The organism is Bradyrhizobium sp. Kon58, from assembly GCF_055807455.1.
The window spans coordinates 415,772-429,508 of sequence record NZ_JBVVOT010000004.1 but is presented as its reverse complement, the minus strand read 5'-3'; the positions used below and the strand labels follow the sequence as shown (position 1 = coordinate 429,508).

Annotated in this window: 12 protein-coding genes; 8 read left to right on the top strand and 4 right to left on the bottom strand. The window is 64.7% G+C overall.

What is annotated here, in order from left to right:
* The first annotated feature begins 290 nt into the window (after positions 1–290).
* From AC0L20_RS10670 to AC0L20_RS10650, 5 genes are all read left to right on the top strand, one after another.
* Positions 291–989: a cytochrome c biogenesis CcdA family protein gene (locus AC0L20_RS10670; protein WP_473288483.1), complete on the top strand. Its 699-nt coding sequence runs from the start codon at positions 291–293 to the stop codon at positions 987–989.
* A gap of 31 nt (positions 990–1,020) precedes the next feature.
* Entirely contained in the window at positions 1,021–1,584 is a 564-nt protein-coding gene (locus tag AC0L20_RS10665) for a thioredoxin family protein (protein ID WP_473288482.1), read from the top strand.
* 84 nt (positions 1,585–1,668) lie between these two features.
* Positions 1,669–2,643: a hypothetical protein gene (locus AC0L20_RS10660; protein ID WP_473288481.1), complete on the top strand. Its 975-nt coding sequence runs from the start codon at positions 1,669–1,671 to the stop codon at positions 2,641–2,643.
* Positions 2,644–2,907: 264 nt separating this feature from the next.
* On the top strand, positions 2,908–3,501 hold the full coding sequence (locus tag AC0L20_RS10655) for a L,D-transpeptidase (RefSeq protein ID WP_354206045.1): 594 nt from the start codon (positions 2,908–2,910) through the stop codon (positions 3,499–3,501).
* 54 nt (positions 3,502–3,555) lie between these two features.
* The gene (locus AC0L20_RS10650) at positions 3,556–4,593 is read left to right on the top strand and encodes an amino acid ABC transporter substrate-binding protein (RefSeq protein WP_027514482.1); all 1,038 of its coding nucleotides are present in this window, start codon (positions 3,556–3,558) and stop codon (positions 4,591–4,593) included.
* Positions 4,594–4,760: 167 nt separating this feature from the next.
* Here AC0L20_RS10650 and AC0L20_RS10645 read toward each other — a convergent pair whose 3' ends face one another.
* The gene (locus AC0L20_RS10645) at positions 4,761–5,900 is read right to left on the bottom strand and encodes an acyl-CoA dehydrogenase family protein (protein ID WP_473288480.1); all 1,140 of its coding nucleotides are present in this window, start codon (positions 5,898–5,900) and stop codon (positions 4,761–4,763) included.
* Between the two features lie 182 nt (positions 5,901–6,082).
* Positions 6,083–7,297, bottom strand: a complete 1,215-nt coding sequence (locus AC0L20_RS10640) for an acyl-CoA dehydrogenase family protein (protein WP_473288479.1) — start codon at positions 7,295–7,297, stop codon at positions 6,083–6,085.
* 137 nt (positions 7,298–7,434) lie between these two features.
* On the opposite strand from AC0L20_RS10640, the gene AC0L20_RS10635 reads away from it, so the two are divergent.
* Both AC0L20_RS10635 and AC0L20_RS10630 read left to right on the top strand, forming a co-directional pair.
* Entirely contained in the window at positions 7,435–7,980 is a 546-nt protein-coding gene (locus AC0L20_RS10635; RefSeq protein WP_377828516.1) for a carboxymuconolactone decarboxylase family protein, read from the top strand.
* Between the two features lie 91 nt (positions 7,981–8,071).
* Positions 8,072–8,566: a VOC family protein gene (locus AC0L20_RS10630; protein ID WP_473288478.1), complete on the top strand. Its 495-nt coding sequence runs from the start codon at positions 8,072–8,074 to the stop codon at positions 8,564–8,566.
* Between the two features lie 127 nt (positions 8,567–8,693).
* Here the strand turns inward: AC0L20_RS10630 and AC0L20_RS10625 are convergent, their stop codons facing one another.
* Both AC0L20_RS10625 and AC0L20_RS10620 read right to left on the bottom strand, forming a co-directional pair.
* The gene (locus tag AC0L20_RS10625) at positions 8,694–9,932 is read right to left on the bottom strand and encodes an MFS transporter (RefSeq protein WP_473288477.1); all 1,239 of its coding nucleotides are present in this window, start codon (positions 9,930–9,932) and stop codon (positions 8,694–8,696) included.
* A 141-nt stretch (positions 9,933–10,073) separates the two neighbouring features.
* On the bottom strand, positions 10,074–11,321 hold the full coding sequence (locus tag AC0L20_RS10620; protein ID WP_473288476.1) for an MFS transporter: 1,248 nt from the start codon (positions 11,319–11,321) through the stop codon (positions 10,074–10,076).
* Positions 11,322–11,540: 219 nt separating this feature from the next.
* Between AC0L20_RS10620 and AC0L20_RS10615 the strand changes: the two genes are divergently transcribed.
* Entirely contained in the window at positions 11,541–13,610 is a 2,070-nt protein-coding gene (locus tag AC0L20_RS10615) for a prolyl oligopeptidase family serine peptidase (protein ID WP_473288475.1), read from the top strand.
* The last annotated feature ends 127 nt before the right edge of the window (positions 13,611–13,737 follow it).

The following is a 13,737-nucleotide window of genomic DNA, read 5'->3' as shown; positions in this document are numbered from 1 at the left end:
ACAATTGAAACAAAGCACAACATCAGGCGGAAAAACTTCCCTCCTATAAAGCTCACATACGGTTTCGTTAAACCTCCCAAGACCTCCAACGACCCGGACGGGATGCCCCCCCTCCGGGTCGTTTTGTGTTTGGGGGTGGACGGCTGCGGCTGTGCGCTTGAGTGAGGCGGGCACGTCTCTCTCATTCCTCCCCCCTTGGCCGGTACTCCCGCCGTCACGAGCACGTGACACTCGTAACAATGCGCCCATCACCCACGAACCATCCTCGTGACCCCATCACGAGTGCCCCGATGCTCGAACTTCTCTTTGCCATCCTCGCCGGCATCCTCACGATCGCCGCGCCGTGCACGCTGCCGATGCTGCCGATCCTGCTCGGCGCCTCGATCGGCCGCAGCTCGCATCTGCGCCCTGCGATGATCGCGCTCGGCTTCGTCATCTCGTTCTCCGCGACCGCGCTGCTGCTCGGTGCGATCACGCGGCTGTTCGATTTCGATCCGAACGTGCTGCGCGAGGCGGCCTCGATCCTGCTGCTCGGCTTCGGCCTGTTGATGCTGTGGCCGGCGCCGTTCGAATGGCTGTCGATCCGGCTCAATGGCTGGCTCGATCTCGGCAACTCCGGCGCCACCCAGCGCGAGGGCGCGCTCGGCGGGCTCGTGCTCGGCACCACGCTTGGCCTGGTCTGGACGCCCTGCGCCGGTCCCGTGCTCGGCTCGATCCTGACGCTGGTCGCGACCACGAAGAATTTTGGCTGGGCCGGCACGCTGCTGATCGCCTACGCCATCGGCGCGGCGATCCCGATGCTGGCGATCGCCTATGGCGGGCAGGCCGCCACCACCCGGGTGCGCAGTCTCGCGCGCATCTCGCCGCGGCTGCAGCAGGGTTTTGGCGTCGTCGTGATCGGCTTCGCCGTCGCCGCCTATTTCCAATACGACACGCTGATCGTGGCGTGGCTCACCGGCTTCTATCCCACCGGCCAGATCGGCCTGTGATCATCGCGCATCTCAACCGGAGGACTCGTCCATGACTTTCAAACTGCTCGCCGTCTCCGCCGCACTGATCGGCATCGCCGTAACAGGCGCCGTCATCCCCGGCATCTGCGACGAGGCCGCGCGCGCCGTCCCTGTCGTCACCGCTGCCGCCAGCCAACAGACCGCGCCCGACTTCGCCGGCATCAACAACTGGTTCAACTCGAAGCCGCTCAGCCTCGCCGACCTCCGCGGCAAGGTCGTGCTGGTGGACTTCTGGACCTATGGCTGCGTCAACTGCGTCAACACGCTGCCGCACGTCACCGAGCTCTACGCCAAGTACAAGGACCGGGGTCTCGTCGTGGTCGGCGTGCACACGCCGGAATTCCCGTTCGAGCGCTCGGCCTCCAATGTGCAGGCGGCGCTGAAGCGGCACGGCATCACCTATCCGGTGGCGCAGGACAATTATTCCAGGACCTGGAACGCCTACAGCAACCAGTATTGGCCGGCGCAGTACATCATCGACCAGAACGGCAAGATCGTGTTCCAGCACGCGGGCGAAGGCCGCTATGACGAGATCGACCGCACCGTGGCAAAGCTGCTGAACGCCAATAGCTGACACCCGGCGCGGGTCTCGCCGTTGTTGCTTGACTCCACGGACCCGTCCGTGGAGTTTCGCGGGCCACGTAATCAGCCGCCCGCGATGGACGACGCCACCAGCAGCACTGACATTCGCCTTCGTGAAGGCGCCTCGATCGCGCAGCGGCTGGTCATGTCCGGCTTTGCGGCCGCCGTCGCGCTGTGCTTCACGCCGGGCCTGTTCACACACGATTCCCTGGAGGTGATCATCTCCGTGGTCGCGCTGCTGGTGGGAGCGGCGTTCGTCGCTATCATCATGCTGGCGCCGGCGGTGGTGTGGATCATCACGCCGGACGAGATCCTAATCGGGGAGCAGCGTCCGTTCGGAAAACTTCGGACGCGGATCGTCGGCAAAGACGACATCAGGGGATTGCAGGTTCCCGGCAGCAAGAGGGCGAAAGCGCGCTTCCAGCTGGCCTTCACGTTGGCCTCCGGTGAGCGCCTGACATCGCCGCCGATCGCCGATGTCACCCACGTGCACGACACGGTGGCGCGGATCGCCGCGCAATTCGACGTTCCCGACGTCGAGTCTCCGGTCAATCCGCTCGATGCCAGCAATCCCGAGATGCGTCTCGGCGACCCCCTCGAGCCGTTTTCCACGAGGGACATCAGGATCGTCGCACTGATCGTCGTCGCATTGTGCGCCGTTCCCTACGCCTACAGGCTGTGGCGTGGCCTGTCGCCCGGGCCGATCGACATCATGCTGCTGCCGGTCGGCGCGATCGCCGCTTTCGGCGTTTCCCGTTATGCCAACCTTGTGACCGGCGCTTTCTGGATCATCCGCCAAGGCGACATCCGCGTCGAACGCCTGTGGGGCGACGGCACGTTGCGCGCCGACCACATCGAAGGGCGCGACGTGAAGACGATCACGGTCGAGCGCCGCGGCCGGTCCGAGGACGAGCACTGCATCGTCGTGATCCGATTGCAGTCCGGGCAACGGTTTCGCAGCCCTCGCATCGGCTCTCGGCCTGAGGCCCGGGCCGTGGGGACGGAGATCGTCCGGCGGCTCGGGATTAAGCCGGAGAACAACCAGATCTAGCTGGCATCTCGTGCGAGTTGGCGAAGTTTGATCTCGCGGCTCGCTCGGTCTGAGCCTCTCCCGCTTGCGGAAGAGGGAGCAGATCGTGCCCGGCTCACTGCTTTTCGCGCCATCCCCTGTTTGTGGCATTGCGCGCGGTCCGTCAAAAAACCAAAGCATTCTCGTGACATACCAGCCGAGCGCGCCATCAACTTGCCATGAAGCTGCCGCTGGGTTCAGATGGTTCCGAACGATATTCGCTGTGGCAGTGGGGGAGAGCTTGAAATGACGGATTTTCGTCGCCTGACCGGGATATTTGTGGCTGCAATCGGCCTGATCCTGTCCGCGCCCCATGCCTACGCCCAGCAGCCCGACCGCGGCGACGAGCCGGGCCTGGTCGCCGACGATGCTTTCGAGCTCGATCCGGAATGGCAGAAGCAGGTCGTCTACTTCCGCACCACCGAAGCGCCCGGCACGCTCATCATCTCGACGGCCGAACGGCACCTCTATCTGGTGCAGCCCGGCGGTCGTGCGATCCGCTACGGCATCGGCGTCGGCCGCGATGGTTTTCAGTGGCAGGGGCTGGTGAACATCACCAACAAGAAGGAATGGCCGGACTGGACGCCGCCGCCGGAGATGATCCAGCGCCAGCCCTATCTGCCGCGCTTCATGGCCGGCGGCCCCGGTAATCCGCTCGGCGCCCGCGCGATGTATCTCGGCACCACGGTCTACCGCATCCACGGCACCAACCGGCCCGACACGATCGGCACCAAGGTCTCCTCCGGCTGCTTCCGGCTCGTCAACCGCGACGTCGCCGATCTCTACGATCGCGTCCCTGTCGGCACCAAGGTTGTCATCCGGCAGAAGCCCGAGCTCTGATCTCCTCGCCCTGGCGAATATTCCTTTTCCCGATTATTTCGAGAGAGCAACATGATGCGCACTTTTCGTGGCGGCCTGCTGATCGGGCTCGCAGTCGCCGTGCTGGTCGCCGTCCTGGCCATCATCTATGAATTCTACGACACCCGGACCCTGAAGCGCACCGTGCGCCGCGGCGAAGTGCTGTGCGGCGTCAACAAGGGCCTGCCGGGCTTCTCGATCCCCGACGACAAGGGCAACTGGACCGGCTTCGACGTCGATTTCTGCCGCGCGGTGGCCTCCGCGATCTTCAACGACCCGAGCAAGGCGAAGTTCGTCGCGCTCGATGCCAGCGAGCGCTTCAAGGAATTGCAGAGCCGAAAGGTGGACATCCTCTCGCGCAACTCGACCTGGAGCATGGCGCGCGAGCTCGACTACGATCTCTATTTTCCCGCGGTCGCCTATTACGACGGCGCGGGCTTCATGCTGCCGCGCGCGCGCAACAAGGAAACCGCGCTGGACCTGACCGGCAGCAAGGTCTGCGTCCAGACCGGGACCACCACGGCGCTCAACGTCGCGGATTACTTCCGTGCCAACAACATGAAGTATGAAGAGGTGAAGTTCGACAAGCTGGACGACGTCGTGAAAGCCTACGACACCGGCAAATGCGACACGCTCTCCGCCGACGTCTCCCAGCTCTACGCGCTGCGGATCAACCTGTCGAAGCCCGGCGACCACATGATCCTGCCGGACATGATCTCCAAGGAGCCGCTCGCCCCCGTCGTGCGCCAGCGCGACGACGACTGGATGATGATCGTGAAGTGGACGCTGTACGCGATGATCAACGCCGAGGAGCTCGGCGTCTCCTCGGAGAACATCGACGAAGCCCTGAAATCGAAGAAGCCGGAAGTGATGCGGCTGGTCGGCACCGAGGGCAATTACGGCGAGCAGCTCGGCCTGACCAAGGATTGGGTGGTCCGCATCATCCGCCACGTCGGCAATTACGGCGAGATGTACGAGCGCAACATCGGCGAGAAGTCGAAGCTGAAGATCCCGCGCGGCATGAACCAGCTGTGGAATGCGGGCGGCGTGCAGTACGCACCGCCGGTGCGATAAGACGGTCTAACCACCGTCATTGCGAGCGTAGCGAAGCAATCCAGAATCCCTCCGCGGTGACGGTCCTCGCGAGGACCGTAGCCCGGATGGAGCGCAGCGCAATCCGGGGCGATCTCGCCGCGTGGACAGAACCCGGATTTCGCTGCGCTCCATCCGGGCTACGAGCCTCAATACCCCCGCGCCCTGGCCAGCTGCTCGGTGTGGTAATTGGCGTCGCCGAACAATTCCTCGCACACGCGCGCGCGCTTCATGAAGAAGCCGATGTCGAACTGGTCGGTCATGCCCATGCCGCCATGCATCTGCACGCCTTCCTGCACCGCGCGGATGGCGGTGGTGCCGGCGCGGGCTTTTGCCACTGCGACGCTTGATGCGGCCTTGGCGACATCCGTATCCAGCGCTTGCAGCGCCTTCATCACGGCGGCGCGGGTGATCTCGATGTCGACATAGAGCTCGGCGGCGCGGTGCTGCAGCGCCTGGAATTCGCCGATCAGCTTGCCGAACTGCTTGCGGCTCTTCAGGTACTCGACGGTGCGGTTGAACACTTCTTCGCTCAGGCCGACCATTTCGGAGGCCACCGCGCCGCGCCCGATATCGAGCACGCCGTCGAGCAAGCCGGCGCCCTGGTCGACTTCGCCGAGCACGCTGTCGGCATCGACTTCGACATTGGCAAGCTCGATCCGCGCCGCATTGTGCGCGTCGACCATGATGGTGCGCTCGATCGCAACGCCCTTGGCCTTCGGGTTGACCAGGAACAGCGTCAGCCCCTCGCGCTCACCGGCCGAGCCGGCGGTGCGTGCCGCGACAATGAGAAGATCGGCGACGTGACCGTCGACCACCAGCGCCTTGGCGCCGGAGAGCCTGAAGCCGTTGCCGGCGCGTACGGCCCGGAGGTTGGTCTGAAGCGGGCGATGTTTTGCGCCCTCGTCGATCGCGAGCGTCGCCAGCAGGGAGCCGTTGGAAATCTTCGGCAGATACTCCGACTTCTGCGCGGCATTGCCGCCACGGTTCAGCGCCGAGGCCGCGACCACGCTGGTGGCGAGGAAGGGCGACGGCATCAGCGTGCGGCCGATCTCCTCCATCACCACGCCGGCCTCGACATAGCCGAGGCCGCTGCCGCCGAACTCTTCCGGCACCAGCAAGCCGGCAAAGCCCATCTCGGCGAAGGAATGCCAAAACTCCTTGGAAAAGCCGGTGGGGTCTTTGCTGTCGCGCAGATGCCGCAAATGCGACACCGGCGCCTTGTCGCTGATCAACCCGCGCGCGCTGTCGCGGAGCATCGATTGTTCTTCGGTGAGGACGAGGGCCATGTGCGTGTTCCAACAAAGTGCGGTTCGACTGAATTCGGTGGTTGAACCTCATGGTGAGGAGGCGCCACCGGGTCCGCGTATGCGCGGCCCGATGATAAACTCCGCGCCGTCTCGAACCATGTAGGCCCGACTCATCCTTCGAGACGCGGCCTGACGGCCGCTCCTCAGGATGAGGACTTTTGCTAAGCCCCCGGCAGATCGAGGATGCGCTTGGCGACAATGCCGAGCATGACCTCGGTCGTGCCGCCCTCGATCGAGTTGGCCTTGGTACGCAGCCAGGCGCGCGGACGCGCTCCTTGCTTCGAACGTTCACTCTCCCATTCCAGTGCATCGAGGCCGCCGGCCGACATCAGGATCTCGTAACGGCGCTTGTTGAGCTCGGTGCCGTAATATTTCATCGCCGACGAGAACGCCGGATGCGCCTGACCCGCCTTGGCGAGATCGACCGCGCGCTCGGCGCAGGCTGCAAGGGCAGCTTCGTCGACGTCGAAGCTGGCGATCCGGCCGCGCAGCATCGCATCGTCGAGCCGTCCCAGCGCATCGGTACCGACGGAATCGGCCGCGATCTGGCCCAGCGGACGGCCGACGCCGCGCTCGCCCATGCCTGATATCATCGCGCGCTCGTGCTGGAGCAGATATTTTGCGACGTCCCAGCCGCGATTGACGGTGCCGACCACGTGCGATTTCGGCACGCGGACATTGTCGAAGAAGGTCTCGCAGAACGGCGAGTAGCCGGAGATCAGCAGGATCGGCTTGGTCGTCACGCCCTTAGAGGCCATGTCGAACAGGATGAAGCTGATGCCGTCATGCTTCTTCGCGGTGGGATCGGTGCGGACGAGGCAGAAGATCCAGTCGGCGTAGTTGGCATAGGACGTCCAGATCTTCGACCCCGTGATGACGAAATCGTCGCCGTCGCTCTCGGCGCGGGTCTGCAGCGAGGCGAGATCGGAGCCGGCGTTCGGCTCGGAATAGCCTTGGCACCAGCGGATCAGGCCCGCCGCGATCTTCGGCAGATGCTCTTTCTTCTGGGCGTCGTTGCCGTATTTCAGCAGCGCGGGCCCGAGCATCCAGATGCCGAAGCTCGACAGCGGCGGACGCGCGCCCATCCTTGCCATTTCCGCGCGCAGCACCTTGTGCTCGGCCGCGCTCAGGCCACCGCCGCCGTACTCCTTCGGCCAATCGGGTACGGTCCAGCCCTTGTCGCGCATGCGCTCGAACCAGATGCGCTGCGGCTCGGACGAAAATTTTGCGTTACGTCCGCCCCAGAACACGTCGGCGTCGGACGTCGCTGGCTTGCGCATCTCCGGCGGGCAGTTGGCTTCCAACCAGGCGCGCGTTTCGCTGCGGAATGTTTCGAGATCGGCGGTCTCAGTCTCGCTGGCTCTGGAGTCAGTCATTGGTGGTTTCCATCAATCTAAATCGGCTTGTTGGCCGCGACTCTGGGCCAAGCTCCCGCGGAATTCAACCACTTCCGTGTCACGCATCCGCTATAGTCGCCGCGACCGCGAAGCTTGAAAACAAAGAGGAAACAACAATGCGCCTGAAACTTCTTTCGCCTGGCGAAATGAACGAGAGCCAGCGGCAGACCTATGACGAGTCGATTGCCGGCAAGCGCGGCAAGCCGCCGGCGCCGATGATGGCCTGGCTCAACAGCCCCGACATGGCCCGTCACGCCACGCGGCTCGGCGAGGTCCTGCGCTACGACACGATCTTCCCTGCGAAGCTCTCGGAGATCGCGATCCTGGTGACGGCGCGGCACTGGACCGCGCATTACGAATGGTATGCGCACAAGCGCCTGGCGCTTGCCGGCGGCATGGACCCAGACATCATCGACGCCATCCGCGACCGCCGCACGCCCGTCTTCGACGATCCCAGGGCTAAGATGATCTACGACGTCGCAAAGTCGCTGCATGAGGGCCACGGCGTCGAGAAGGGCCTCTATGATGAGGCGGTGAAGCTGCTCGGCGAGCGCGGCGTGGTCGAGGTGATCGGTCTCTGCGGCTATTACACGCTGGTGTCGATGACGCTGAACACGTTTGAGTTCGAGCTGCCGGAGGGCGAGGTGCGGGAGTTGTCGTAAGTTGCCTATCCGGAAACGCTGGGTTTCGGGATCGGCCGGTAGCACTGTCCCGGGCCCGGGCTTATGTGGAGTTCATCAACGGAGCAGCCGCATGTCGCAGAACCAAGCCGTCGCCGCCGGCACCAGGATCGGCCACGTTCACCTCAAGGTCGCCGATCTCGATCGCGCGATGGGCTTCTATTGCGGCGTGCTCGGTTTCGAGCTGATGCAGCGGATGGGCTCCGGCGCGGCCTTCATCTCGGCCGGCGGCTATCATCACCACATCGGGCTCAACACCTGGGAGAGCAAGGGCGGCTCGCCGCCGCCGCCCGGCACGACCGGCCTCTATCACACCGCGATCCTCTATCCGACGCGGCCCGCACTGGCGGATGCGCTGCACCGCGTGCTCTCGGCCGGCATTGCGCTCGACGGGGCCAGCGACCATGGCGTGTCCGAAGCGCTCTATTTGCGCGATCCGGACCAGAACGGCGTGGAGCTGTATTGGGACAAGCCACGGGAGCAATGGCCGTTCGGGCCGGACGGGAAGCTGTCGATGTTCACGAAGCGGCTGGATGTGGAGGAGCTGCTGAAGCAGCGCGAGGGTTAAACTCAACTCCCTCCTCGTCATTGCGAGGAGCGAAGCGACGAAGCAATCCAGGATCTTTCCGCAGGGGCAGTCTGGATTGCTTCGCTGCGCTCGCAATGACGGAGGATGTTGAAGCGACGCCGCGTCTCTACGCAGTCTTCACATGCGGCTTGCCCCGCACCATGATCAACGCCGCCGCCGCCAGCTCCAGCGCAATGCAGAGATAGAACGGCAGCTCGTAGCCGCCGGAGACATCACGCAGAAAGCCGACCACGCCGGGGCCGAACGCATAGGTCACCTGGTTGATCGCGGTGTTGAGGCTGATCAGCACGCCGAACGAGGCGGAATCGAATTCCTGCTGCACGATCAGCGACGGCAGCGTGATGAGATTGCCGACCGAGAAGCCGAACAATGCGCAGGCCGCGATCAGCACGTAGTCATTGTGCAAATTGATGACCACGAGAAGCGCCACGGCCTGGCTCAGGAACGACAGCGCCGAGGCGAGCCGCTGGTTGAGGCGGTCGATCACCAGCGAGAACAGCACCCGGCCGATCACCGCCATCGCGGTCAGCACCGCAACGGCGACGGCCGCGCGCTCGCGCCCGATCACGGGATCGAGGAACGAGATCAGGTGGACGATGAAGCCGACCTGCGCGAACAACACCAAGGCAAAGGCAATGGTCACGGTGAGGAAGCCGACGTCGCGCAAGGCCTGGCTGCGGATCTGCGCCGACGATTGCGGCTTCGCTTTCGTCGCGGCGCGCCGGCCATGGAGATCGGGCGGGCGGCCGACGACAATCAGGATCACCGGCACGAGCAGCACGAGCATGGCGCCGGCAACGATAAACATCGCGCTGGCGAAGCCGACCTGACCGATCAACGTCACCAGCAGCGGCACGCCGACGATGCCGCCGAAGCTTGCGCCGTTCAGCGCCAGACTGATCGCCATGCCGCGCTTCTGGTCGAACCACAGGCTGATCGCGTTGGTGATCATGGCGAGGCTGGTGCCGGCCCAGCCGAAGGCGAGCACGGCGTTCGCGAGATACAGCTGCCACGGCTCGCGCACCGCGCCGATCGCGACCGCCGCGGCCGACATCGCGAGCGTCCCCGCGATCAGCCCGAGGCGCGGGCCGTATGTGTTGACGGCCTCGCCGACGAAGACGACGAGCAGCGCGCCGAACAGATAGAAGAACGTCGTGCCGGACGAGATCAGCGAGGCCGACCAGCCGTGCGCGCGCTGGAGCTCGGCGACATAGACGCTCTGGCCGTAGAAGCCGAGCCCCCACCCGAAGGTCGCGAGCAGGAAGCAGACCGCAACGATGCGCCAGCCTTCGTAGCGGAGAGAGGATTCGTCGATGGATGCATCGTGCCGGGGATTGTCGAGCATTTGCGCTTGTCCTTCGTTTCCCCCGCGAGCGCCGTGCTTCACGCTCGCCTGTTCATGACGAGCATCATGTAACAACCCGGGCTCCGAAAATCACTTCGACCTGGATCGAACTATCAACGCTGCTGACAGCCTCCCGCCATCTCAGATCGCATCCGGGAACTCCCCCATGGCCGCGTCCAGCCGCGCCTTGCGGCGGCGGGCAAAGGACGCCAGCGACAGCACGGCGAGACCGAGCAGCACCGGCGGAAACACCACCATGTTCACCGCGGACCAGCCGTAACTGGCGAGCAATTGGCCGGACGAGAACGAACCGATCGCCATCATGCCGAACACCAGGAAATCGTTGAAGGCCTGCACTTTGTTGCGCTCCTGCGGCCGATGCGTCTCCAGCACCAGCGCGGAAGCGCCGATGAAGGAGAAATTCCAACCGATACCGAGCACGATCAGCGTGGCCCAGAAATGCATCGCCGTGATGCCGGACAGGCCGATGCCGGCCGCGCCGGCCTCCAGCAGCAGGCCGGCGGCAACGACCTTCCGCGCGCCGAAGCGGGCGATCAGCGCGCCCGTGAAGAAGCTCGGCCCGTACATGGCGACGATGTGCCATTGAATGCCGAAATTGGAATCGGAAACGCTCAAGCCGCACAGCTTCATGGCAAGCGGCGCCGAGGTCATCACCAGATTCATCATGGGGTAGGAGATGACGCCGCACAGCGCCGCCGCGATGAAGCGCGGCTGGGTCACGATCTCGAGCAGCGGCCGCCCGCCGTGAAGATCGGCCGGTGCCGGCTTCGGCATGTCGACCCCGGCGACGATGCCCATCGCGATGAGCGCGACGGCAGCCTGGACCAGGAAGCTGAAAGCGAACAGATAAGGCTGCCAGACATCCATGGTCCATTGCACGAGCTGCGGACCGAGCACGCCGGCGAACACGCCGCCCGCCATCACCCAGGACACCGCCTTGGGCCGATAGGCAGCACTGGCGCCGTCGGCGGCAGCGAAGCGATAGGACTGCGCCACCGCACCGTAGAGACCGCCGAGAAAAGTCGCCAGACAGAACAACGGAAACGAAGCGTGCAGGATCGCGAAGCAGCCGAGCAGACCGGTCAGCGCGCCCAGACCTGTGCCGACGATGAAAGCCATTCGGCGGCCGAAGCGGCGCGAGATCGCGCCGGTCGGCAGCGTGCCGGCGGCGAGGCCGAGCACATACATCGAGATCGGCACGGTCGCGAACGAGACGTCGGGCGCGAGCGTCGCGCCGACGATCGCGCCGGTGGCGAAGATCACCGCCGAGTTGGCGCCGGTCAGCGCCTGCGCGGCGGCCAGGCGCACCACATTGGCGCGCACGCGGGCGTCGGCGGCGATCCCATTGGCTGCAGTCACATCCAGCATCGGCATTTCCGCCCCAACGGGCTTTCGAGGGGCTTTCAAAGGCTTTCAAGGAGCTCGCTTGATTCCCGGCACTATGGCGGGGCACGGGAGGCCGGGCAACCGGCGCAAACGGGCGCAGGCCATGTCTCTGACGCAATCGGGCCGATGATAATGGGCCGCGCACTTGACGGCTTGCGCTCGATCAAATCCTATCCGCCGCAATCTTCCGGAGTTTCGTTCATGTCCGTCGACGACAGGCCCACGCTTAGCGCTCCCGACGACGATCCCTGGCTCTGGCTGGAGGAGATCGAAGGCAAGCAGGCGCTCGATTTCGTCACGCGGCAGAACAGCCTGACGCTCGACGCGTTCGGCGGAGCGGCCTTCGCGCGCGACCGCGACATCCTCGCGGCGATCTACGATCGTCCCGACAACATTCCCTATGTCAGCCGGCGCGGCGACGAACTGCACAATCTCTGGAAGGACGCCACCAACCCGCGCGGCCTGTGGCGAAAGACTTCGCTCGCCGAGTTTCGCAAACCGCATCCCACGTGGGAGATCATGCTGGATGTCGACCAGCTCGCCGCGCGCGAAGGCGAGGACTGGCTGCTGAGCGGCATCACCACACAGAAGGGAAGCGCGCGCGCCATTTTGGGCCTGTCGCGCGGTGGCAGCGACGCCGTCACCTTGCGGGAATTCGACCTCGACACCAAGAGTTTCGTTGCCGACGGATTTGCGCTGTCGGAAGCCAAGGGCGGCGTCGATTGGCTCGATGCCGACACGCTGCTGCTGTCGAGCGCCCATGGCGAAGGCATGGCGACTGCTTCCGGATATTCGCGGACGGTTCGCCTGTGGCGGCGCGGCCAGCCGGTCGATCAGGCGCAAATAATCATCGAGACCACGGCCGATCATATGGCGATCTCCGGCATCGTCGACGACACCGCTGCGGCCCCACGCAGCTGGATCGTCGACCAGATCGACTTCTTCAATCATGCGCTCTGGCTGCGCGATGCAGACGGCACGACGACGAAGCTCGATCTGCCGACCGGCATCTGGTTGCAGGCGCATGGCGACTGGTTCGCGATGAAGCTGCGCGAAGCCTGGTCGATCGAGGGCAAAACCTATGCCGCCGACACGGTGCTCGGCATGTCGCTCTCGGCCTTCCTCGCCGGCAGCCGCGATTTCGCGGTGCTGTTCGAGCCGGAATCTCGCCGCGCCCTGCAAGGTCTGTTCTGGACCGGAGACAGACTGGTGCTGTCGATCCTCGACGAGCTCCAGCCGCAATTCGAGATCTGCACGCCATCCGCCACGAACTGGAGCCGCGAATCACTCGGCGGTCTGCCGCAGATCGGCGTCGTCGACATCTGGCCGCTGGATCGCCATCCTTCCGAGAGCAATGGCGACCTGCTTGCCAATGTGCAGGATCCGCTGACGCCGCCGTCGCTGCTGCTGATGGAGCGCGGCGTCGCGAGCCCGATCGTGTTGAAACAGGCGCCGAAAACATTCAACGCCGACGGCCTCGTGGTGACCCAGCACGAGGCGATCTCGATCGACGGCGAGCGCATTCCCTATGTGCAGACCGGCCCCAGCGGCGAGACGGGCGATGCTCCGGTCTATATGAGCGCTTATGGCGGCTTCGCCCATTCGGTGAAGCCGTATTACAACGCATCGCTCGGCAAGCTGTGGCTGGAGCGCGGCGGCACCACGGTGCAGGCGAATTTGCGTGGCGGCGGCGAATTCGGCACGCGCTGGCACGATGCTGGCCGGCTCGCCGGCAAGAAACTGTCGCATGACGATTTCGCAGCCGTTGCCGCCGATCTCGTCCGTCGCGGCGTGACGACAGCAAAGCGCATTGCCGCGCAGGGTGGATCGAACGGCGGCATCCTCATCACCAATATGCTGGTGCGATACCCAGAACGTTTCGGCGCGCTGTTCTGCACCATCCCGCTGATCGACATGCGCCGCTACACGAAGCTGCTCGCCGGCGCGAGCTGGATCGCGGAATATGGCGATCCCGACAAGCCGGAGGAGTGGGACTGGCTGAAGACCTACTCCGCCTATCACAACGTCAAAGCCGGCCAGCCCTATCCGCCGATTCTGATCGCCACCACGCGGCGGGACGACCGTGTCCATCCCGGGCATGCGCGCAAAATGGCCGCAAAGCTCCAGGCCATGGGCTACGAGGCCTGGTTCTACGAGCCTGAAGCGGGCGGCCACGGCTACGGCAAGGACAACAAGGAGCGCGCCGGGTTCGAGGTGATTGGCTTTCGGTTCTTGAAGGACAAGATCGGGTGGAAGGACGGCGAGAGTTGACCGGCTGGTGTTCTGAGATGCAGGAGCTTCGCGGCCATCCTTCGAGACGCCGCTGCGCGGCTCCTCAGGATGAGGACGCGTTTCGCGGCAAATCTTAGATCCTCATGGTGAGGAGCGCCGCCTTACG